The 21965-nt window shown below is 70.3% G+C and carries 22 protein-coding genes; 7 read left to right on the top strand and 15 right to left on the bottom strand.

The annotated features are described in order from the left end of the window. Positions 1 to 82: 82 nt before the first annotated feature. Positions 83 to 823, bottom strand: coding sequence for a peptidylprolyl isomerase (locus Actob_RS17895; protein WP_284921358.1), 741 nt, complete (start codon positions 821 to 823; stop codon positions 83 to 85). 80 nt (positions 824 to 903) lie between these two features. Here Actob_RS17895 and Actob_RS17890 point away from each other — a divergent pair, with 80 nt between their 5' ends. The 3 genes from Actob_RS17890 to Actob_RS17880 all read left to right on the top strand — a co-directional run bounded on the left by Actob_RS17890 (position 904) and on the right by Actob_RS17880 (position 3474). Next, the gene (locus Actob_RS17890) at positions 904 to 1620 is read left to right on the top strand and encodes a dienelactone hydrolase family protein (RefSeq protein ID WP_284921357.1); all 717 of its coding nucleotides are present in this window, start codon (positions 904 to 906) and stop codon (positions 1618 to 1620) included. Positions 1621 to 1713: 93 nt separating this feature from the next. Continuing rightward, a complete protein-coding gene (locus tag Actob_RS17885; protein ID WP_284921356.1) occupies positions 1714 to 2388 on the top strand; it encodes a cellulose binding domain-containing protein in 675 nt (224 codons plus the stop codon). Positions 2389 to 2418: 30 nt separating this feature from the next. Next, positions 2419 to 3474 carry an NAD(P)/FAD-dependent oxidoreductase gene (locus Actob_RS17880; protein WP_284921355.1) on the top strand — a complete coding sequence of 352 codons (1056 nt, stop codon included), beginning with the start codon at positions 2419 to 2421 and terminating at the stop codon, positions 3472 to 3474. Here the strand turns inward: Actob_RS17880 and Actob_RS17875 are convergent. The 3 genes from Actob_RS17875 to Actob_RS17865 all read right to left on the bottom strand — a co-directional run bounded on the left by Actob_RS17875 (position 3464) and on the right by Actob_RS17865 (position 6564). Then, the gene (locus Actob_RS17875; RefSeq protein ID WP_284921354.1) at positions 3464 to 4261 is read right to left on the bottom strand and encodes an SDR family NAD(P)-dependent oxidoreductase; all 798 of its coding nucleotides are present in this window, start codon (positions 4259 to 4261) and stop codon (positions 3464 to 3466) included. The two genes, Actob_RS17880 and Actob_RS17875, sit on opposite strands and share 11 nt — an antisense overlap. Before the next feature lie 175 nt (positions 4262 to 4436). After that, the gene (locus Actob_RS17870) at positions 4437 to 5447 is read right to left on the bottom strand and encodes an MEDS domain-containing protein (RefSeq protein ID WP_284921353.1); all 1011 of its coding nucleotides are present in this window, start codon (positions 5445 to 5447) and stop codon (positions 4437 to 4439) included. Positions 5448 to 5811: 364 nt separating this feature from the next. Beyond that, positions 5812 to 6564: a helix-turn-helix transcriptional regulator gene (locus tag Actob_RS17865; protein ID WP_284921352.1), complete on the bottom strand. Its 753-nt coding sequence runs from the start codon at positions 6562 to 6564 to the stop codon at positions 5812 to 5814. Between the two features lie 114 nt (positions 6565 to 6678). Here Actob_RS17865 and Actob_RS17860 point away from each other — a divergent pair, with 114 nt between their 5' ends. Then, the gene (locus tag Actob_RS17860) at positions 6679 to 8298 is read left to right on the top strand and encodes a hypothetical protein (protein ID WP_284921351.1); all 1620 of its coding nucleotides are present in this window, start codon (positions 6679 to 6681) and stop codon (positions 8296 to 8298) included. Positions 8299 to 8416: 118 nt separating this feature from the next. Here Actob_RS17860 and Actob_RS17855 read toward each other — a convergent pair whose 3' ends face one another. From Actob_RS17855 to Actob_RS17835, 5 genes are all read right to left on the bottom strand, one after another. Next, positions 8417 to 8851: a hypothetical protein gene (locus tag Actob_RS17855; protein WP_284921350.1), complete on the bottom strand. Its 435-nt coding sequence runs from the start codon at positions 8849 to 8851 to the stop codon at positions 8417 to 8419. A gap of 359 nt (positions 8852 to 9210) precedes the next feature. Next, the gene (locus Actob_RS17850; RefSeq protein ID WP_284921349.1) at positions 9211 to 10764 is read right to left on the bottom strand and encodes a S15 peptidase family protein; all 1554 of its coding nucleotides are present in this window, start codon (positions 10762 to 10764) and stop codon (positions 9211 to 9213) included. Between the two features lie 324 nt (positions 10765 to 11088). Beyond that, positions 11089 to 12246 carry an acetyl-CoA C-acyltransferase gene (locus Actob_RS17845; protein ID WP_284921348.1) on the bottom strand — a complete coding sequence of 386 codons (1158 nt, stop codon included), beginning with the start codon at positions 12244 to 12246 and terminating at the stop codon, positions 11089 to 11091. Next, the gene (locus Actob_RS17840) at positions 12243 to 12878 is read right to left on the bottom strand and encodes a CoA transferase subunit B (RefSeq protein ID WP_284921347.1); all 636 of its coding nucleotides are present in this window, start codon (positions 12876 to 12878) and stop codon (positions 12243 to 12245) included. Before Actob_RS17840 ends, Actob_RS17845 begins: the two co-directional genes overlap by 4 nt. Continuing rightward, positions 12865 to 13569: a CoA transferase subunit A gene (locus Actob_RS17835; RefSeq protein WP_284921346.1), complete on the bottom strand. Its 705-nt coding sequence runs from the start codon at positions 13567 to 13569 to the stop codon at positions 12865 to 12867. The genes Actob_RS17840 and Actob_RS17835 overlap by 14 nt, the downstream gene beginning before the upstream one ends. A gap of 89 nt (positions 13570 to 13658) precedes the next feature. Here Actob_RS17835 and Actob_RS17830 point away from each other — a divergent pair, with 89 nt between their 5' ends. Then, positions 13659 to 14426, top strand: a complete 768-nt coding sequence (locus Actob_RS17830; protein WP_284921345.1) for an IclR family transcriptional regulator — start codon at positions 13659 to 13661, stop codon at positions 14424 to 14426. A 192-nt stretch (positions 14427 to 14618) separates the two neighbouring features. Next, the gene (locus Actob_RS17825) at positions 14619 to 15113 is read left to right on the top strand and encodes a ricin-type beta-trefoil lectin domain protein (RefSeq protein ID WP_284921344.1); all 495 of its coding nucleotides are present in this window, start codon (positions 14619 to 14621) and stop codon (positions 15111 to 15113) included. Positions 15114 to 15117: 4 nt separating this feature from the next. Here the strand turns inward: Actob_RS17825 and Actob_RS17820 are convergent, their stop codons facing one another. The 6 genes from Actob_RS17820 to Actob_RS17795 all read right to left on the bottom strand — a co-directional run bounded on the left by Actob_RS17820 (position 15118) and on the right by Actob_RS17795 (position 21061). Then, a complete protein-coding gene (locus tag Actob_RS17820) occupies positions 15118 to 15792 on the bottom strand; it encodes an HAD family hydrolase (protein WP_284921343.1) in 675 nt (224 codons plus the stop codon). A 334-nt stretch (positions 15793 to 16126) separates the two neighbouring features. Next, positions 16127 to 17128, bottom strand: a complete 1002-nt coding sequence (locus tag Actob_RS17815; protein ID WP_284921342.1) for a serine hydrolase domain-containing protein — start codon at positions 17126 to 17128, stop codon at positions 16127 to 16129. A gap of 59 nt (positions 17129 to 17187) precedes the next feature. Beyond that, a complete protein-coding gene (locus Actob_RS17810; RefSeq protein WP_284921341.1) occupies positions 17188 to 17394 on the bottom strand; it encodes a DUF6578 domain-containing protein in 207 nt (68 codons plus the stop codon). Positions 17395 to 17466: 72 nt separating this feature from the next. Further along, positions 17467 to 18849 (bottom strand): hypothetical protein, encoded by a 1383-nt coding sequence (locus Actob_RS17805; RefSeq protein WP_284921339.1) that lies wholly within the window; start codon positions 18847 to 18849, stop codon positions 17467 to 17469. An 80-nt stretch (positions 18850 to 18929) separates the two neighbouring features. Then, positions 18930 to 19313 (bottom strand): hypothetical protein, encoded by a 384-nt coding sequence (locus tag Actob_RS17800; RefSeq protein WP_284921338.1) that lies wholly within the window; start codon positions 19311 to 19313, stop codon positions 18930 to 18932. A gap of 677 nt (positions 19314 to 19990) precedes the next feature. Then, entirely contained in the window at positions 19991 to 21061 is a 1071-nt protein-coding gene (locus Actob_RS17795) for a hypothetical protein (protein WP_284921337.1), read from the bottom strand. A gap of 522 nt (positions 21062 to 21583) precedes the next feature. On the opposite strand from Actob_RS17795, the gene Actob_RS17790 reads away from it, so the two are divergent. Continuing rightward, complete coding sequence (locus tag Actob_RS17790) at positions 21584 to 21883, top strand: tyrosine-type recombinase/integrase (protein WP_284921336.1); 300 nt, start codon at positions 21584 to 21586, stop codon at positions 21881 to 21883. Positions 21884 to 21965 lie beyond the last annotated feature (82 nt).

Genomic DNA, 21965 nt, shown 5'->3' with positions numbered 1-21965 from the left:
CCGGTGTGAAACCCGACCATAGCCCCGCCGGGCCGCCCGGACCCCACCGGACACGCTGGTGGTCAGCCGTTCCGGGTACGCCTCAGCACCCGACGCGGGCCTTGCGGATCTCGGTACGCAGTGCCGGCGCCCCGTCCACCGGGGCCGGGTCCTCGGCGGTCGGCGCGATGCCCCCGGCCGCGATCCGGTCCAGCGTCGTCAGGCCCCGGGCGGTCGCCCGCCCGAAGATCGAGTAGTTGGGGCGCAGCGCGGAGTCGCCGTACACCAGGAAGAACTGGCTGCCGTTGGTGTCCGGGCCGGCGTTGGCCATGGCCAGCACGCCGCGCGCGTAGAGCCGGCGCACGCCGGTCGGGTCGGTCGGCGCCGGCGGCAGATTCGTGGGCAGCTCGTCGCGGTAGCGGTAGCCGGGGCCACCCTCGCCGGTGCCGCTGGGGTCCCCGCACTGCAGGACCTTCAGGGTCGGGTACGCGGTGAGCCGGTGACAGATCGTCCGGTCGTAGAAGCGGTGCCGGACCAGGTGCAGGAAGCTCTGCACGGTGCACGGCGCGGCGGCCCGGTCGAGCACCAGCGGGATCTCACCGAGGTTGGTGTGCAGCACCACCGGGACGGTCCCCCGGTCGGGGGTGTGCCGCGGGTCGCGCGGCAACGGGACCGGCCGGGCGGCGGGCTCGTCCGGGGTCGGCGTGTACTGGCACGGGCCGGTGGTGGGGCCCGGATCGGTCCGGGCGTGGGCCGCGGCGGGCGCGGCGCCGGCGGCCAGCGCCACCACGGTGGCGGCGGTGAGCATCAGGAATCGTGGGAACGGGACCACACTGTCCTCCATCAATCGACTGCGGCCAATCTATCGGAAGGCTTACTCGATGGGGCGGATTCGCCACGGTGCGGCGGGGTACCTGGGCGATCATGCAAATTCATGCGGCCGGAGCGCTGCTGGACGGGGACCTGACCATGCCACCGGCCGCGGCGGGCATGGTGGTGTTCGCGCAGAACCGGCCCCGGGACCGGGCGGTTGCCGGGGTGCTGCGGGACCGGGGCCTGGCGACGTTGCTGATCGAGCCGCTGACCGCGCGGGAGCGGGCCGACGAGGCGCGGCTGTTCGACATCGACCTGCTCGCCGACCGGCTGATCGGCACGCTCCGCTGGGTGCGCACCCAGCCGGTGACCGCCCCGCTGCCGGTCGGGCTGTTCGCCGCCGGCGCCGGCGCCGCGGCGGCGCTGGTGGCGGCCGCGGCCCGGCCCGGCGAGGTGCAGGCGGTGGTGACCCGCGGCGGGCGCGCCGACCTGGCCGGCGGCGCGCTGGCGCAGTTGCAGGCACCCACCCTGCTCGTCGTCGGGGAGCGCGACCTGCAGCTGCGCACGCTGAACGAGCAGGCGCGCAAGGCGATGCGCGCGCACGCCGACCTGTGCGTCATCCCGGGCACGGATCGCTATTTCAGCGGGCAGGAGGCGCTGGAGCTGCTCGCCATCCAGGCGGCGGACTGGTTCGGCATGCATCTGACGGCACCGGTGCCGGAGCGTTCGCCGGCGGTCGACCCGGCACTGCCGGTCGAGGAGACGAGCCTGCTGGACCTGTTCCCGCCGCCGGAACGCGCCCGCGACCGCTGCCCGGACGACGCCTGACAGCGGACGGGTCGAGCGGGGCGTTGACCTCACCGGGCAGCCCACCTAGGGTGTGCTCGTTCACAGATCGATCAAGGGCGGCGCTTCCTTCAGATGGCGGGATCCAAACGGCGGGAGGGCGGCTTCCGCGAGGGCGTACGGCATCTGCTCCCCTGGGCGCCGACCGTGGTAGGTGTCGGCGCCCTGCTGTTCATGCTGCTCGTGACCATGTTCCGGCTGTCACCGGCCGAGCGCGACGACGACACCGCACTCGGCCCGGTCCTCCCACCGCCGGCGCCGCGGGAGACCGTGGTCGTCACCCCGTCGCCGGCCGGGCCACGACCCTCCTCCCCCGCCGCGCGATCCGCGCACTCCCGGCGGCCGGTCATCTGGTCGCCGTCGAGCGCGACGCCGGCACCGCGATCCACGACGCCGGCACCGCGGCCCACGACCACGCGCGCGCCGGCCGCGGCGGTCACCGGACGCTACGGCGTCGTCGGGACGTACGACACCGAGTTCATCGGCGAGGTGGCGATCAGCAACGCCACCGGCGAGCCCCGGGACTGGACGGTCACGCTGCGCTTCCCGGACAACGTCGGTGACCTGCGCACCTCGTGGGTCGAGTCGGCACCGCAGGCCACCCTGAGCCGCTCCGGTGACAGCTTCGTCTGGCGGTCCGGCGTGCCGGTCGGCGCCGGATCCACGGTGGTGCTGCGCTTCCAGTTCGCCCGCACCGGGACCGGCGACCGCCCCGCCGCCTGCACGGTCAACACCAGTCGCTGCACCTGACGTGCCGGTGCCGGCTGCTAGCGTCCATCCATGAGGGTCGCGGTGATCGGTGCGGGCGTCGTCGGCTTGTCGGTGACGCTCACCCTGCTCCGGCAGGGCGTCGACGTGTGGTGCTACGAGGCCGGCGAGCCGATGGGCGAGCGTTCCGCCGGCGACACCCGGATCTTCCGGCTGGCGCACGTCTACCCGGACATGGTGGAGCTGGCCGCCCGCTCCGGCGCGCTGTTCGCCAGGTGGAGCGAGCAGGCCGGCACCCCGCTCATCGACCGGGTCGGCACCGTGGTCAGCGGCGCCGGGACCGCCACCTGGGCCACCGCGATGGCCGCCGCCGGCGCACCGCACGACCTGGTCGAGCCCGACTCACCGCTGCTGCGCCTGCCGGCGCGCGCCTTCCCCGGTCCCGCCCTGATCGACCCGTCCGGCGGCGTGATCCGGGTGGACCGGCTGCGCGCCTACCTGGTCGCGGCCGCCGGCCACCGCCTGCGGCACGCCCGGGTCGAGGCCGTCGAGCAAACCCCGGCCGGCGTACGCGTGAGCGCCGGTCCCGCCACCGACGTCGTCGACACCGCCCTGATCGCCGCCGGCTCCGGCACCTCCGGGCTGGCCGCCGGCGCCGGCATCGACACACCGTCGGCCCTGGAGCACCACCTGCGCGTCACCTTCCCGCTGCGCCGCGGCGCACCCGAGCGGCCGCAGTGCTGGATCACCGAGGCGGCCGACGGGCTCCCCGGCACCTACCAGCACCTGGCGGCGGCCGGCGGGTGGGCGGTCGGCGGCGACGTCGATCCGGCCCTGGTGGCCTGGAGCGCCGGGCGGGACGCCGCGGAACGCGCGTCGCTGGCGGCGGTCACCGCCCACGTCGCCGAGCACCTGCCGTTCGTCGAGCCGCGCCCGATCGGCCGGGTCTACTGCACCCACCATCCGGATCTCGGCGACGGCCTGCAGTTCGCCCGCAACGGCCGGGTGCTGGCCGTGCACGGCGAGAACCTGATGAAGTTCGCCCCGCTGCTCGGCGAGGTGCTCGCCGGTGCCTGCGTCGACGGTTCCACGCCCGCCGACGCCGGGCCGGGCGCGGTCAGGTCGTGACGTTGAGCCAGCCGCCGTCGACGTAGTAGGTGGAGCCCACCGCGTACGCCGCCCGCGGCGAGCAGAGGAAGACGAAGAAGTCGGCGATCTCCTCCGGGGTGGCGAACCGCCCGATCGGCGCCTTCTCCTCGGCGATCCCCCGCAGGTACTCCTCCCAGCCCTGTGCCGTGCCGGCGGTCAGCTGCTTGGCGGTCTTCACCCAGTCCCCGGTCATCACCAGGCCCGGGTTCACCGCGTTGACCCGGATGTTGTCGCCGATCAGCTCGTTCGCCAGGCACTTGGAGAACATCACCAGCGCCGCCTTGGTGACGTTGTAGATCGGTTCGTAGCCGAGCGGCTGGGTGGCGCAGATCGACGCGTTGTGCAGGATCACCCCGCCGCCGCGTGCCTTCATCCCGGGGGCGAGCGCCCGGGCCAGCCGGACCGCCGCCATCACGTGCAGGTCCCAGTACGCCTGCCAGCGCTCGTCCGGCGCGGTGAGGATCTTCTCCTCGCTGCCCGTGCCGGCGTTGTTGACGAGCAGGTCGGCGCCGCCGAACTCGCGCTGCACGGCGGCGGCCAGCTCGGCCGCCGCCGTGGGGACGGTCAGGTCGGCGGGGACGGCGACCGCGCGTACCCCGAACTGGGTTTCGATCTGAAGGGCGGCGGCCGTGAGGCGCGCCGCGTCCCGGGCGCAGAGCGCGACGTGCGCGCCTTCGGCCGCAAGGCCACGAGCGATCGCCAGGCCGATGCCGGCGCTGCCGCCGGTCACGACGGCGATGACCTTACCGCTGAGCTGCATATCCATCTGGCGGGTATACCACTCACCACGGCAGCACCGGTCGATGTGCGGTCATCACCGATGGGTGCCGCCGGCTGCCGGGTGTGTCGCTGTCCGGTCGTTCAGGCCGGTGCCGGCCGGCCCGGGCGAGTGGGTGGCAATGGCCGGGGTGCTCGGCGAGTGGGGTCGCCGGTGCGTTTCATCAGGGGATGTCGAGGTTGCTGTGGATCACGGCATGCGGGAAGTACATGCGTACGGTGGTCCGTCCGTGGTGGGTGCTGGTGAGCAGGACGTCGGCGAGTTGCCGGGCGACCCACAGTCCCGCGGGTCCGGCGAGGGTGGCCGGGGGCCGGTAGCCCGCGTCGGCGGGAATCGGCTGCCCGCCGTGGTCCTCGATGTCCAGGATCAGGGTGGTGTCCCGGCGCCAGGCGCGGACCTGTACCGGTGCCTGGCCGTGCTGCAGGCCGTTGGTGACGGCTTCGTTGCCGGCGGCGACGACCTGCCGGACAGCGGCGGGGACGAAGTCGTGGTGGCTCGCCCAGCGGGCGACGGCGGCCCGGCAGGCCGCCACCTCGGCGAAGTCCCACACGGTGAGGTCGAGATCGGTGACCGGTGGGGGCGCGGGCAGGGAGGCCGGTACACGGGCGTTCAGGTAGGCGGCTGGTGCGATGTAGCTGGGATTGTCGATGTCGCCGCGGGCGGTCAGTTCCTGGCCGTGGACCTTGCGCACGTCGTCGATGACCCAGGCGGGATGGTGTTCCCGATGCCACAGGCAGGTGATCGGGCTGCCGTAGCGGGCGTAGCGGTCATTGGCCATCGCCTCGTAGTTCAGAAAGGCGGCGACCCGGTCCACTGGTGCTCGCGGGTCACTGACCAGGCCGGGCTCGGCGACGATGTGGATCGGCTGCTGCCGGTCGTGCTGATCGCGCAGATAGCGGTCGAAGCTGCGGTAGCTGAATCCGAGCCGCTGGTAGAAGCCATCCACCGGGGCCCATTGCAACGTGTCCGCGTCATCGCCCAGCCGGTCCCGGACGATCCGCGCGGTGTCGGCACCGACCACCATGAAGACCGCCTGCCCGGCGGTGATGTCGCGGCGCAGCGACGGCACGAGCCGCCGCTCGATCGTGTGCTGCCCGTCCACGATCAGCACACCATGGCGGAACCGCCGTTGACCGCGATGGTCGACCGCGCCGGTCACCCCGGCCTCCCCCATCGGGCGAGATTGTCAGGTTTTGTCCCCATGCCGTAACCTTCGATCACTGTGCCGGATGCGGCGGTCTCCACCGGTGCGGCCGCCACTCTGCCTCCAGCCTTCATCGCCACCCGACCGGCCGCAACTTTCGGACCACGAAGGTGCACCAGCCCCCACTTTCCGGGGAACTCCCTGATCATGGCCTGCTGGCCCTGGGGCGCAAAGGCTCGAGGAGCACCCCGCAGTCCGGAGCAGCCGGTCCAGGTGGAACGGCACGCGCCGCCGCTCGTCGGCGCGGATCCGCCCCGCCACGTCCAACACGTGGTCGTCGCCGGCCCCGTCCCACGAGGTGCTCGAAAGCGGGTTCGCGCGGGACTCCGCGCGGTCAGCCGTGCAGCAGCGCCGCGGCCTGGGTGCGGGAGTGCACGCCGAGCTTGCGGTACGCCTGCTCCAGGTGCTTGTGGACGGTGCGTTCGCGGACGCCGAGCGAGCGGGCGATGTCCCGGTCCGAGGCGCCCCGGGCCACCTCGCCGAGCACCTCGCGCTCGCGCGGGGTGAGTGCCGCCAGCCGGCCCGCCGCCGCGTCCAGGCCTTCCCGGCGGTGCAGCGCGCGGCGCAGCCTGGTGATCTCGGCGCGGCGGGCCAGGTGCCGCCCGAGGTGGGCGGAGATCAGCTGGACAACGGTGCGGTCCCGGCCGGTCCAGCCTCGGCGGGAGCGGTTGAAGGAGAGCAGGTGACCCTCGCGGCGGTTCAGCCGGACCACGCACAGCAACTGGTCGCGGGTGCCGCGCGGGGCGAAGAAGTCCGCGTACAGCGGATTGCGCCGCAGCTCGCGCAGCGTGTTCACGTCGGACCAGGCGGCGGGCGTGCCGGGGCGCAGGCGGCCGGCCCGGAACGCGGCGAAGCCGGGGTGCAGCGTGAAGACGCTGTGGAACGAGGAGACCCGGATCAGGTTGGACTCCGCCGGCGTGCTGCGGGAGGCGACCAGCCGGCCCTCCACGTGGTCCACGGTGCTCAGCGAGGTCATGTCGCTGCCCAGGATGGCGCCCATCCGGCCCAGCTGGTCCGCGGCGTCGCCGTCCAGGTCGTGGACCAGGTCGAGCAGGCGCCGCAGGTCGGTGGCCGAGGGTGTGTTCACCCGTCCCATTGCACCGCCGCCGACGCGTCGGGACTGTCGGGCGCCGGACGGTTGCGCTGACGCGGATGCGCAGAACTGCGTATGGCCGGCCGCCCGGCCCGGATGGTGCCCTGGGTGCGTCCACGACACCGGCACGAACGGGAGAGAAACACCGAGATGGCGAACGACGAGATCCGGTACGCGGCGGTCTGGAAGCCCTCGACCGAGGGCGAGATCCAGGTGTACGGCTGGACCTACCCGGACTATCGCAAGAAGTACGACGAGCTGTGGAAGCAGGGCTGGCGGCTCAAGGCACTCCAGCCGTACGTGCTCTCCGGCGACCAGGTCCGGTACACCGCGGTGTGGCAGCAGTCCACCGCCGGCGAGATCCAGCTCTACGACGTGCCGTACGAGACGTACCGTGCCAAGTACGACGAGCTGTGGAAGCAGGGCTGGCGGCTGAAGCTGCTCCAGCCGTACGTGGTGGGCGGCCAGGTCCGGTACACCGCCGCCTGGCAGCAGTCGACCGAGGGCGAGATCCAGGTGTACGGCTGGACCTACGCCGACTACCGCAAGAAGTACGACGAGCTGTGGAAGCAGGGCTGGCGGCTCAAGGCACTCCAGCCGTACGTGCTGCCGGGCGACCAGGTCCGGTACACAGCGGTCTGGCGCCAGTCCACCGAGGGCGAGATCCAGCTCTACGACGTGAGCTACGAGGCGTACCGGGCGAAGTACGACGAGCTGTGGAAGCAGGGCTGGCGGCTGAAGCTGCTCCAGCCGTACGTGGTGGGCGGGCACACCCGCTACACCGCTGTCTGGCGGCCCGCCACCACCGGCGAGTTCCAGCTCTACGGTGCGACGTACGAGCAGTACCGCAAGCGCTACGACGAGCTGTGGGGCCAGGGCTGGCGGCTGCAGTCGCTGACCCCGCTGGTGGACCGCAGCGACATCGTGGTCCGCCGGGCGCTCGAGGCGTACGACCGGACCGGCGGCGTGACCAGCCTGCTGGGCCTGCCGACCGGTGCGGTGAGCGTCGCCGCCGGTCAGGGCCGCTGGCGGATGACCGGCGGGCACATCACCGCCACCGCCGCCGGTGACCCGGAGATCATCATCGACCAGCACCTGCGGATCTGGTTCGTCGGCTTCAAGTGCTGGGGCGAGTCCAGCGAGCTGTCCGGCAGCGACGAGCCGTACTTCGTCGTCTCCTGGGGCGGGCTCGGCCGGTCCGCCACCTCGATGTTCAAGTTCACCGACGTGGACAAGAACGACGTCCGGGTCGCGCCGGCGGTGGTCGCCGACCTGCAGCCGGTGGTCACCAGCGTGCTGCACGTCGCGGTGCTGGAGAACGACGAGGGCTCCCCGTCGGAGGCCCGCAAGAAGGTGGACGCGGCGATGCAGAAGGCCGCCGCGGCGGCCGCCCAGGGCGCCGCGATCTACGACCTGGCCAGCGCCGCCGCGCCGGGCAGCGGGCTCACCCCGGCGGCCACCATCGCCGGCATGCTGACCGGCGGCCCGATCGGCGCGCTGATCGCCGGCGGGCTGGTCGAGGGCCTCGGCCTGGCCGACGACTACGTGGGCGAGCACGGCGAGACGCTGTTCGCCGGCGGGTACGCCCCGCCGCCGATCCAGGGCACCGTGCCGGGCACCAGCGAGCCCTACACGCACAAGTTCTGGATCGACGGCAAGGGCGAGGGGAAGTACGACGTGTTCCTGCGCGCCGAGATCGTCAACCAGCCCCGCCCGTGGGTGGCCTAATCCCGATAGGTACGGCGGCCTGCTCCGCCAACCGTTCCCGAGCCCGCCGGCACGTACCGGCGGGCTCGGGATACGGCTACTTCACGGCCTTATTGCATTTACTGCCTTATGGGATCTGTCAGCGCCGAAGCACCTGGAAGGCGTGACGGTCATCGTTCACGTCGAGCAGCTCGATGTCGATGTCGGTGATTGCTTCGAGCAGCGGACCGGGCTGGCCATCACCGTCGCTGTCCTCATTGTTGCCGTTGAGGAGAATGTTGTTGAGCGAGTAGGTGGTGTTCGAGCTCGGGCAACGCTTGGCAGTGTTGCGGTAATCCACCACGCCGAGCACCGAGTAGCTCGAGATGGCGGCATAGGAGCATTCGCCGCCCCGGATGTACTGCTTGATGTTCGTCAGGGCCGCGGACCGGTTGTACCAGACGACGTTGCCCGACATCGTGGACACGATGGTGCCGTTGGAGTGCTTGACAGTGACACTGAACGACGTGTCGCTCGCCAGCGCCGGGCCGGCGGTAGCCACGAGGGCGGCGGATACAGAAGCTAAGACTGCCATAGATCCTGCGATAACTTTACGTGAATTCATGCCGCGCCTCCCCGTGGATGCGAACTGGCATTTCCGCCAGTTTAGAACGCGAATCCGACGCTAGCATCACAAGATCTTTCCAGGCAATGTCCACAGTGATATTTCGGCAGCCGGAACACATTTCCCCTGGTCATCCCGGCGATTCTCGTCCGCCGATTCTCGGCCGCCGTCATGCGCGAGGAATCCAATACCGCAACGACGCCCAGCAGGCAATACGTACCGCTGCCGGGACCGCTGCCGGGCTCCCGCGATCCTGGACGAGGCCGGCCAGGATGTTCGTCGCGGGAGCCCGGCAGCGTGGGTGACCACCGATGCGGCCCGGCCGGCGCTCAGGCGATCGGCACGTCCAGCCAGGCGTCGCTGCTGAAGGTGATCGTCGCGTCCTTGGCGTTGGCGTCGAGATACAGCGGGTCCTTGGTGTCGACGACCAGGGCGAGACGGTGGCCGGACGGCAGATCGTACGCGGTGACCTGCAGCGGCAGGTCCACCGTCGCCGGCGAGCCGTGCCAGGTGACCGGGGCGTGCGAGAAGAGTTTGCCGATGCCGAGGGCGTTGACGTCGTACAGGTAGGCGATGACCGTGCCGGCCGGGTGGGTCGAGGCGAGCGGGGCGTGCAGCCGGGGCACGCCGCGGACCCGCCACCCGCCGGCCGGTGCGGCGCCGGACAGCCACACGCCGGCGTGGCGGCGGGACACCGCGGGCAGCGAGACGATCGGCGGGATCCCGGTCAGCTGCTCGAGGCCGTTGGTCAGCAGGGCGACGCCACCGCCGGCGATGGTGTCGGTGCCGGCCTGGATCCGGCGGGTCCAGGTGCCCTGCGGTTGCGGGCCGAGGTCGCCGGTGGCGATCAGGCCGTGCGGCGCGCCGAGCCGGAGACGGTCGTCGTGGCCGGTCACGTGCGACCAGTCCGGGTAGTACTCGGCCGCCGACGAGTTGTGCGGGCGCAGCACCACGCCGGGCTCGTCGCCGATGCCGGTGTCGATCCCGGCCAGGTACTGGTCGAGCCAGCGCCGCACGCTGGTCCACACATGGTTCGGGATGCCGGCCAGCCCGGAGATCTCCACCGTGGCGTGGTCACCGGGCGCCAGTTCGAGGCGCTTCGGGGTACGCAGCGCGGTGTAGAAGTCGAGCATCTGGTTGGCCGGGAAGATGCTGTCACCGAAGCTGTGCGCGATCAGCACCGCCGGGTTGCTGCGGTTCAGCGCGTCGACCGAGTACCGGGCGGAGCGTTCCCGCGCCCACCGGTCCCGGCCCTCGGCGTCCCGGTCGGCCCAGTAGTCGTCGAGGATCTGGTTCATCTGCGGCGACGGGCGCCCGACGAGCCGCGCCGCGGTCTGCAGGAACCACGCCGCCTGCGGCCGGCGGGTGTCGCCGCCGGTCATCGAGGCGCCCATGTCGGACCAGCCGCTCAGCGAGCCGACCGCCCGCAGGCGCGGGTCGTGCGCGGCGGCCAGCAGGCTGATCCCGCCGCCGTAGGACATCCCGACGATGCCGATCCGGTGCGGATCCACGCTGGTGTGCGCGATCAGCCAGTCCACCGCGCTGGACGCGTCGGCGACGTCCCGCGGGCCGGCCACGTCGATGGTGCCGCCGGAGAGCCAGAACCCGCGGGCGGTGTAGGAGAGCACCACGTAGCCCGCCTCGGCCAGCTGCTTCGCCTGCGCCAGGTACTGGAAGTCGTTGAGTGCCCAGCTGGCCACCAGCACGACGCCCGGATGCGTGCCCGGGGTGGCCGGTTCGATCACGTTGGACTTGAGCTGTACGCCGTCGCCGGCGGTGATGTCGTTCCAGTGGAATCCGGTGGTGGATGGCCCTGCCGAGGCCGGCACGGCGAGCACCAGCGACATCAACAGCAACGACAGTACGACAGCGAGCCGACGCATAGACGAATCCCAATCCCTCAAGTTACCGGAGGGTAACAGGTTGAATGGCGGCATTTCGCGCTCGCTACGTCCGTGCCGCGACTACGCAAATGATGAACATCCACGCGTCTCGACTGGCCAATCTCGATCTCGACGGCACGAGAACCGGAGGTCGTCCCGCCGGATCAGCCGACGAAGAACCCCGTTCGCCAGGTAGACCGCGATGCTCTCGGCCGTCGGGGAGCCGCCCGGCGGCCTCCTGCTCGGTGCACCACGCCCAGCCACGCCGCCCGCAGGCCACGCCCGTCTGCGCGGGGTGACCTGCGGGCGGCTCCGGTGACCAGCTCAGATCGCTTCCAGGATGACGGCGGAGCCCTGGCCGCCACCTCCGCAGATGGCGGCGGCGCCGAGCGGGCCGGCGCCCGGCTCGTGCAACTGGCGGGCCAGGGTGCCCACGATGCGGGCGCCGGAGGCACCGATCGGGTGTCCCAGAGCGATCGCTCCGCCGTGCACGTTCACCAGGTCCGGTCCCACGCCGAGGGCGTCGGCCGAGGCGACGGCCACCGCGGCGAACGCCTCGTTCACCTCGATGCGGCTCAGCGCGGACGGCTCGGCGCCGAGGTGCTTCAGGGCCGCCAGGATGGCGTTCGAGGGCTGGTGGTGCAAGCGTACGTCCGGGCCGGCGACCAGGGCCGACGACAGCACCCGGGCCAGCGGCGTGACCCCGTGCGAGGCGGCGGCCGTCGCGCTCATCAGCACCAGCGCGGCGGCGCCGTCGGTGAGCTGGGAGGCGTTGCCGGCGGTGATGGTGCCGTCGGCGGCGAAGGCCGGACGCAGCCCGGCCAGGGTCTCCACCGTGGTGTCCGGGCGGACGCCGTCGTCGGTGCCGAGCTGCTGACCGCGTACCGTGACGGGTGCGATCTCGCCGGCGAGGAACTCCCGCGAGGCGGCGGCCCGCTGGTGTGAGCGGGCGGCCCAGGCGTCCTGGCCGGCCCGGTCCAGCTGGAGGCCCGTGTTGCCGTCCTCGGTGGAGGCGCCCATCGAGCGGCGCTCGAACGCGTCGGTGAGCCCGTCGTGCTCCAGGGTGTCGAGCAGCTCGATCGCGCCGTACCGGGCGCCGGCCCGGCCGTGACCGGCGTGCGGGGCGAGCGACATGGACTCCATGCCGATCGCCACCACGACGTCGGCCCGGCCGGAGGCGATCAGGTCGGCGGCCGCGACGACGGCCTCCAGGCCGGAGAGGCAGACCGCGTTGAGGGTGGTCGCCGGGACGTCGAGCGGGATGCCGGCGGCGACGGCGGCCTGCCGGGCCGGGTTCTGCCCGGCGAGACCCTGCAGCACCTGGCCGGCGAAGACCCGCTGGACCGCGTCGGCCGGGACGCCGGCCCGGGCCAGGGCGGCCCGGGCGGCGTGCGCGCCCAGCTCGACGGCCGGGATCTTGGCGAGCGCACCGGTGTAGCGGGCGAACGGGGTCCGGGCGTAACCGGCGATGACCGCGCTCATCCGAGGTCCACCGCGAAGCCGGCGCCGGTCAGTTCCTTCAGTTGCTCGACGGTCTGGCCGTCGGCGAGCCGGCGCAGCACCAGGCCGTCGCCGGTGACGTCGAAGACCGCGCGGTCCGAGATGATCCGGTCGACGACGCCGGCGCCGGTCAGCGGCAGGGTGCACCGCTCGACGATCTTCGGCGTGCCGTCCTTGGCGACGTGCTCGGTGACCACGATGACCCGCGGGGTGCCGGCGACCAGGTCCATCGCGCCGCCCATGCCCTTGACGAGCTTGCCGGGGATGGTCCAGTTGGCCAGGTCGCCGTTGGCGGCCACCTGCAGCGCGCCGAGCACCGCGGTCTGCACGTGACCGCCGCGGATCATGCCGAACGAGGTGGCCGAGTCGAAGACCGAGGCGCCGGGCAGCAGGGTGACGGTCTGCTTGCCCGCGTTGATCAGGTCGGCGTCCTCGTCGCCCTCGTACGGGAACGGGCCCATGCCGAGGATGCCGTTCTCGCTCTGCAGGGTCACCCGGACGCCGGCCGGCAGGTGGTTGGCGACCAGGGTGGGGATGCCGATGCCGAGGTTCACGTACTGGCCGTCGGTCAGCTCGGCGGCGGCGATCGCCGCCATGTCGTCACGCGTCCACACGGGCCCGCACCGTCCTCTGCTCGATGTCCTTCTCGGTGCTCTCGGTCCGGACCAGGTGGTGCACGTAGATGCCCGGGGTGTGGATGTCGTCCGGCGCGATGAACCCGTCCTCGACGAGCTCGGTCTCGGCGATGGTGACCCGGCCCGCCGTCGCCACGAGCGGGTTGAAGTTGCGGGCGGTGAGCCGGTAGCGCAGGTTGCCCTCGAGGTCGGCGCGGTGGGCGCGGACCAGGGCGAGGTCGGCGACGATGCCGAGCTCCAAGATCGTACGCAAGCCGTTGAATCGCATTTCGGGTTTGCCGTCGGCGATCGGCGTGCCCGCACCGGTCGGGGTGTAGAAGGCCGGGATGCCGGCCCCGCCGGCCCGCAAGCGCTCGGCGAGGGTGCCCTGGGGGACGAATTCGACGTCCAGCTCGCCGTTGAGGTACTGCTTGGCGAAGAGCTTGTTCTCGCCGACGTAGGACGCCAGGACCTTGCTGACCTGCTGGTTCTCCAGCAGCAGGCCGAGGCCCTTGCCGTCGACGCCCATGTTGTTGCTGACGATGGTGAGATCCTTGACGCCGGTGTCGCGCAACGCCTTGATCAACGTGGTGGGGATGCCGGAGAGGCCGAAGCCCCCGACGGCCACGGTCATGCCGTCCCGGGCGACGGCTGCGACGGCTTTCGCCGCGCTGTCGACGAGTTTGCTCATGGCGCGGCACGGTAGGCACATAGATGCCGCACACCCCCGAAATAATCACCTGGCGACCGTGACGGGCGTCACCTGCTCATAATGTGAGCATGCAGGGGTCTCAGTTGGTCGCGCGGGTGGCGGCGGTGCTGCGCCGGGTCGGGTCGGGCGCGGCCGACGGGGTGACGACGGTGGAGGTGGCGGCGGCCACCGGGCTGCCCCGGTCGACCGCTCAGCGGGTGCTCGCCGCCCTCGCCGAGGAGGGTTTCGTCGACCGGGACGCGCGGCGCGGGCGGTGGTATCTCGGGCCGGAGTTGTTCCTGCTCGGGTCGGTGGCCGCGGAACGCTACGACGTGACCTCGACGGCCCGGGACGTGCTGCGCTCGCTGGCGGCGGCGACCGGCGAGAGCGCGTTCTTCTCGGCGCGGCGCGGCGACGAGACCGTGTGCCTGGCCGGGGAGGAGGGCAGCTTTCCGCTGCGGTCGCACGTGTTGCACGAGGGGATCCGGTTTCCGCTGGGGGTGGCCTCGGCGGGACTGGCGATCCTGGCGCTGCTGCCGCTCGACGACGCCGAGGCCTACGTGCGGTCGCGGGGCGGGGAACTGTCGGCGGCCTACGGCACCCAGCACGAGGAGGCCGCGTTGTCGCGGCGGGTCGCCGCGACACGGCGGCGGGGGTACGCGGTGAATCCCGGGCTGATCGTCCCCGGCAGCTGGGGTGTCGGCGCGGTGGTGTTCGACCGGACCGGGTCGCCGGCCTGGGCGCTGAGCCTGACCGGGGTCGAGTCCCGGTTCAACGGGGAACGGACGGCGCAGCTCGGCGCCTTGCTGCTGGAGGCGGCGCACACGTTGACACAGCGGATCGCCCGGCGCGGCTGACATCGCCTGCGGGCTCAGGTGAGCCTGCCGGTCCGCACCCGAACGGTCATGGACGTCCGGCCGTTCGGTCAGATGCCGCCGGCGGGCGACGCGGACTCGGCCGGTTTCCCCACGACCGTGCGATCGGGGCTCCTAGCGTTCTTGACAGCCGCCGGCACGCGCGGTTCACAGCGATTCGTGAGGAGATCGACCATGTCCGGAAAAGTTCGTGCCCGTGTCCTGGCACTGCTGCTCGCCACGGGTGTACCGCTGTTACCGGCGGCACCGGCGGCGGCCACCCCACCGTTCCAGCGGGTGCAGGTCGGGTTCAACAACAAGTGCCTCGACGCCGACCTCAACAACATCTGGACCAACGGTACGAAGGTCCAGCTGTGGGACTGCAACGGCTCGCCGCAGCAACTGTGGTGGTTCCAGGGCAACACCATTCACGTCGGCTACAACGGCAAATGCCTCGACGCCGACTTCAACACCATCTGGACCAACGGCACGAAGGTCCAGCTGTGGGACTGCAACGGCTCCCAGCAACAGCAGTGGAACCCGGTCGGCGGCGCCCTGCACGTCGGATACAACAACAAGTGCCTGGACGCCGACTTCAACACCATCTGGACCAACGGTACGAAGGTTCAGCTGTGGGACTGCAACGGCTCCCAGCAGCAACAGTGGGTCTTCCGCCCGGCCAACCTCTGAACCGTCACACCAACCGAGCGTCGCGCGGACGGACCTCGTCGAGCAAGGCGGGAAGGTCTCGCATGTCGTCGAAGACGATCGTGCCGGGACCTTCGAGCCGGTCGATGGGGGTGAGTCCGCCCGCGTAGGCCAGGCACCGCATGCCCGCGGCGCGGGCCGCCTGAACCCCGTACTGGCTGTCCTCCACGACCACGCACGCCCGCGGTGGCACGCCCATCGTCGCCGCGGCGTGCAGGAACAGGTCGGGGGCGGGCTTGCCGCGGGGCACCTCGGTGGCGCTGAAGACGCGGCCGGCGAAGCGCGGATACAGACCGGTACGGCCCAGGGTGTGCCGCAACTTCTCGGGCGTACCGCTGGACGCCACACACGTCGGTACGGTGATCCCGCTCAACGCCTCCACGATCCCGTCCACCGCGACCAGCTCGGCATCCACGGCCTGATGGAGCTCGGCTTCGAACCGGTCCGTCCAGGTCGCCGCCGCCTCGGGGCCGAGCTCCGCGGCGAAGATCTCCGCGATGGACGCGTGGGAACGGCCGATGAACCGATCGATCACCTCGGCCTCGGTCAGCGGCCAGCCCAGTTGCGCCGCGATGGCCACGTTCACGCGCACCGCGATGCGTTCGCTGTCGACCAGCACTCCGTCACAGTCGAAGATGACGAGACCCACGTCGTCGATCATCGCGTCAGCGTAGTTACCGACATCAACGCGCATTCCGGCCGGTCCGGCGGCTCGATCGCCGCCGGACCTCATCCGCTCGTAGCCACGAGGAACGCAGCTATGACCAGCCACGTCCAGCGGTCGGCGGCGGCGGGCTCGCGGAACCTGACCGGCCTGACCCTCGACGAAGCCAAAGCGCTGCTGTCCAGCGGCTCGGGCCGCGTCGCTTCTCCGCGCCACCTTGGTCGCGTGCGCGCTTTTGGCCGAGATGCGGATGCCGAGGGCCTGTGGTGGAAGCGGTGGCCGAACCCAGCAATGGCATGGCGGCAACCGGCTCCCGGAAGTGTGACGCCCATCAGCGCTGTGGCCGATGGTTCGGCCCACTGGCGATCTCGGCCAGAAGGGTGAAGCCGGGCCGGTCGACGGCGGCCGACGTAGCGGTCAGGATCACCACTCCGGCACCCGCGGCCCGGTCCAGTCCCAGCCATGACCGAAATCCTCCGGTGCCACCGTTGTGCCAGGTCACCGTACGGCCGTTGTGCTCGAGCGTGACCCAGGCGGCACCGATGCCTACGGCGCGTCCAGCGAACTGACTGACCGGATCCAGGGCGCTGAGGCCCGGAGCCGAACCGTCCAGTAACGCTGCGGCCAGGCGAGCCATCGCCCCGATGGAGGCGCGGATCCCGCCGGCGGGACCCACGGCCTCACCGGTCCACGGCTGCCGAGCGCGTCCGAACCTGCTCCTGCCGGTCAGCGCGCTGGATCGCAGCTCTGCTGAAGTCGCCGGGGCATAAAACACATCCAGACCGAGAGGATCGGTGACTCGCTCACCTACGAGTTGCCGATAGCTCACTCCGGCGGCGGCCGCAATGGCGTGACCCAGCAGTTCGAATCCCAGGTTGGAGTAGCGGGCCCGGGGTTTGCCCACCCTGACCGACCGCGCCTGAGCGATCAGCTGGTCCAGGTTGTCACCGTACGGATTGGCTCCGCGGAACCATAGTGCCGCAGTGCGCCGCAATGGCGCGCTCGATGCGGCAAGGCGCGGCAATCCGGAGTGATGAGTGCTGAGCGACGTCAGGGTCACCCGGGCGGCAGGGCAGTCGCCCAACGGCAACAGGTCCCCCAGGGCGGTCGACCGATCGACCTCACCGCGGGCGAGGGCGTCGGCGTACAGCAAGCCTGTCACGCCTTTGGAGATGGAGCCGATCTCGAAGTCTGCCGCGGGATCGGCGCCGAATCCCGCCACCTGCTGTCCTTGGGAGGACGAGATGGTGGCGGCCGCGACCACCGAGTGCCGGTTACCCAGAAGGGTTCGCAGTCGGATCGCGAGTGTCTCATCACCGTATTGGATCGCCATTCCATCAGAACCCGACAATCTCCGCATGTGTCAACCGTAGTTGACGCGCGCTCCACTCGTCAACTGCGGTTGACACAGCCGACTTCGCCTATGCCTCCGTGGTGTTCTTCCGCCTTGTCGACGTCACCGGCCAACTCGCTACCAAGCACGAGTTCCAGCCATTCGGTGTCCGGGTCTCGTAGTGTCCAGGAGACCTCGTCGCCTACCGCGAACGGCTCGCCGCAGCACTGCATCTGCCAGTCGTCCATCCAGACCTTGATCTCCACGGTCCCACTCTCGTACTGACAAGCCAGATCCTCATCTAATAGGTTTTGTCAGCCTGCGGGACCGTCAGCACGTCAGCGTGGATCAGCGGGCGCTGACCGCTCGGCAGGCGGCAGTTCGGTGCCCTCGTCGCCCTTCTCTGGGAAGGCGCTGCGCGGGAAGATCGAGGAGCGCTCTTGCCAGGGAGACGACAGTTGGCGACGGTGCCGGTTCTCCTCGACTATCCAGCCGGGGCCATCGGCGCGATAGCCGGGCGAATCGATGTGAACGTGCATCGCGTTGGGCTCGGCGAAAGCCACCAGCGTGTGCAGGTCACGCGTCGCGGTGACCGTTCGCCCGGAGACACTGAGTTCGGGGTCCATCCGCACCGGGCCCACCAGCCAGCCGGACACCGTCAGCCGTTCGACCAGCGCTGCCACCCGGGCTCGGGTCGGGCCGATCCCAGGGCCTCTGTGGGAGCGCCCCAGGAACAGGGACGTCTCGAAACCCCACTGCTGCGCCGGGCCGCTGAGCGCCAACCGCGGCAGCCGCAGCGGCGCCTGATGTTGGACGACGGCATTCGCCTGTGGGGAGACATGGGCGGCAAGGTCGCGCAGCTCGTCGGCACACGCTGCGCAGGACCGTTGGATCTCGGCCATCATCAGGTCCCAGCCACTCGGGAACCCGTAATCCTGCGGACCGAATCGCGCGGGTAGCGGCACAGCTTTCAGCACGAACCGTTTGCGGAAATCGGCCCACGCCGGCACCCAGCCGGCCGCGAACGTGTCGAAATTCCGCGCTTGCGACACCTCGACATGCACGGGAAGACCCGCGAAGTAGGCCCTCGCCTGCGCCAGGGCCGCCTCGGCGAGTTCCGGCCGTGGGTACGCCCAGTTCGCCACGTAGCACGCCGGCGTCACCTTCCCGGGCTCGCCGTACTGGAACAGCCACACGTGGTCGGGCATGGCGGCCTGGAACATGACGTCCCACCACCAGTGGGACAGCGGAAGGTTCGACGGCGGCACCGGTGGCTCGTACTCCGGCCAGAAGTACCGCACCCTCTCCCGTAACTCGTCATCGGCGCTGGCCAGCCACTCGTCGTCGACCAGCCCGTCCGCCACCGTCCCGGCGAAGTCGTCCTTGAGGAACTGCACCGCGGACCTGGCTTGCAGCGACTGGTACATGTTGTGGTCGGCCGTAAGATCGAATTCGTCGAGACGGGCCTCGACCGTGTCCCTGACCTGCGGGCGCAGCCGGTCCCATTCCCGGGCCAGCGTCTGCTTGAAGTTCCGGCCGTCCACCGCCTCCGGCAGTTCGCCGCCCTCCGCCACGTCATGCAAGTCGGTGAGTCTGTTCACCGCGCCGAGGAGAAGGTCCCACTTCTCAGGTCCCGCTTCTTCGACTGCGCCCAGCAGGCTCAGGATTTCGCGTCCCACCTGTTCCGCGGAGACCCGCGGCTCGCCCTTGTTGCCTGCCACAGCGCCGCCTCATCCCTCCATCCGCTCACATCGCTCCGCGCCGGCCTGGCGGCTCATCGTCATGCCGAGAGTCGGACGCATCACGGTACGAAACCGTATCCGCTCGCCGTGTCGCATGCCTCCAGCACAGAGATGACGGGCCCAAGGACGACCAACAGAGCGATCATCCGACGAGCCGTGACGAACCGTGCGGGGACGCTCAACAGCAGGAGCCATAAAACGGCGGTGATGACGCCGACGACGAGCGGGTGCGTACTGAAGGCTGGGTTGGTGGTCTTCAGGCAGGGTTTGTCCGCGTCAGGTTCATTGCTGCAGTTGGCCTCGAATTCAGTCAGGAAGTAGATGCCCCGCACGCAGCCCAGCAGCAAAAACACGGCAACCACGCCGGTGGAAACGGCAAGCGGCATACGTGTCGGTGGCGTTGGTCGGCGCTTCGAGTGACCGACGCCCGGCGAAGTGACCATCGCGGTCAGCGTAAGTCGCTGACAGCCGGCATGGGTCTCATTTGCCGCATTTCAGTCTGCGGGATAATCGCCCTTACGTAGAGAGGCGGGTGAGGTCACGTCGCGCTGATCCGCGGCGACTGCCGAGGCAGTGATAGGAGGGCGTCCTTACGTGGGCTGATGCGTACCAGCCCATGAGGTCTCGGTTCGGGGACTACCAGTCATCCTGAATTGCCGCCGACCGTTGCCGGAGCGATCGCACTCCAGGTCGCGCACCGCGCCCTGCGCTGACGCAACAGCCTGAACGGCGGCTCGCCTTCACATTCGGACCTGCCGCTACGGGCCGGTGGCCGTAGACCAATAAGGTGCCGAGCAGCAGTCACCGTGGGAGAGAACCACACGAAGATGCACCACTGCCCGCCCCCGTGAACAGGGTAGGCGTCTCGCATTCCGGAAGGACCGGACCATCGGGGTCGAAGCAGCCTGCCGCATCAAGCGGAACACCCGCGCGTGGTGGTGGAGCGTGCGGTGTCGGGAGGCCGGGGCGGCGGCTCCGGCTCGGTAGAAAGTGCGGAGCCGCATCCGCCCGGCCAACCGCGGACAAGCGTTCACTTGAGTGCCGAGTTGTTGTGCTTCGGCCATGTTGCCGGACTGGCCAGGTACTCGTTGATCTGGTTTGCCGAGGGCTTTGGCCCGCGTCAGCCGTGGTCTTCCCAACCCTCCGCGCAGAACCGGGCTTCGCTGATCACGGCATCTCCGGCACGGGTGGCCCGTACCCACATGCCGAGCCCATCCGGTCCAAGGTCTCCGTTGCAACCGGCGAGCAGACCTATCTCGTCGCGCTCCGCGCGCTGGCATAGCACATCGTCGATGACAGAAACTTTCTTGCCGATCAACTCGGTGCCCGCGTAGCTGACTTGTGGACCGGTTCGCCCGTGCACGGTCACCGCCGTGAGGCGAGGAATCCCGTGCTCGCCCCAGTAGTGCGCGGTCACCCCGGCCTCGTCGAATCGTTCCGCGTTGACAGACCACAGTCCGGGCTTGTTGAGAAAGGGCCAGGGGAAGTGTCCGTGTCGTGCCGCCGGCGCTTCGCCGCCCAGAGCATCCGCTACCTGCAAGGGGTTCATCCCGAACTGGAGCGGCCCGACACCCTCCAACGGCGTCCAGTCCCACCGTGGACGATCCGCGTCGGGCTTTACCGGCCACGCCCCAGGGTTCGACTCCAACTCTCGGACATCGCACCACTGGATGACCGGCTCCGACAGATACGGTGCCTCCGCCAATTCTGCGCAGACCAGCAGGGCATCCGTGATCATCGTGTCCTTGCGCTCGGAGAACCCGGCGGCCGACAGGCCCCTCCCCGGCCGGGCTCCCATGGAAAGCCCCCATGCCGCCACCTCGGGATCGCCGCTCCAGTTCACCCGGACCGCGACATTATCCTCAGATGCAAGGCGGTGGATGTCAGCGCGCACACCGGACGGCGTCCTGGCGATCAGCTCGACGTCCCGCAACCGGATCAGGGGCCCGTCCATCGCATCGATCGCCACCGCTACCAAGTGCCCGCGTTGATAGATTGCGGTCACGCCCACGTCGCTGTACCGCTGCAAGTCCTCCTCGCCTTTCGCACCCTGATACGACCCCAGCAGACCCTCACCGAGGACCGCCTCGACCTGGCCAGAAGTCATCCCGAACCGCAATGGGCCCACGGCCACCAGCGGATCGAGCACCCACTGTGCCCGGTCTTCGGGCTTCCTCTTCCACCAGCGCATTTCTGCCCCCAGCCAGATTCATCCACATCCGGCACGAGCCGGTGATCTTGCGGAGCACCTTAGGCACACCCCCCGACAAAAAATGTCGTCGAGATGAATCAAGCGCACCAAGCACGTGGGAATGCTCCGAGCAGGGTCAGGCGGTCGGCCAGCGCACTCGCGTGCCGCGATCCGCGATCCGCTCATTGCACGGCGTCATGGACGCCGAGGGCCGACGGACGCCCGCTCGTGCCGGAGACTGGATATGTGATCAAGCTCAGGTACGAGTGGCTTGCCGCGTTCCACACACGTCGGCTGGATTAGCCGATTTGCAGCAGGAGTACCTCGTCGCCGGAGAGTCTCGCGATGCTGTCACGCAGATCAGCGACCCCTGCCGACCTTCGAAGCCTGCGGCGCCAACATCGCCGACCTCAGCGAAGAACACGGACACCGCGTCCTCAAGGTGCGGCAAAGGCGGCAAGGTCGTTCTCGTCCCACTGCCTCCAGCAGTGGCCCGAGCAATCGACCGCGCCGTTGACGAGCGTGACGACGGGCCCATCCTGCGGAACTCGCGCGACGGCCGGATCGACCGGCACCCGGCGGCCCGGCGGCTCCGGCACCTGGCCGAAACCGCCGGACCTGCGGATCCCGAAGATGCACCCGCACATGCTGCGGCGCACCTTCGTGACCACCATGCTCGACGCCGGCGTCAGCCTCCGCGACGTCCAGATCGCCGCCCGCCACGCCGACCCGCGCACCACCATCCGCTACGACCGGGCTCGTAAGAACCTCGACCGACACCCGAACTACATCCTGGCCGCCTTCATGGCCTCCGGAACGTAGCCGGACCAACGTACGACCGTGCCGAGTCGAGCGCATGTGGCGATTCGCTTCGAGGACATTATCGGAACGATATTATAGGCCC

Source organism: Actinoplanes oblitus (genome assembly GCF_030252345.1).
In the GTDB taxonomy this organism is placed as follows: Bacteria; Actinomycetota; Actinomycetes; order Mycobacteriales; family Micromonosporaceae; genus Actinoplanes; species Actinoplanes oblitus.
The sequence above is the reverse complement of the archived record's forward strand: the minus strand, read 5'-3'. Positions and strand labels throughout refer to the sequence as shown.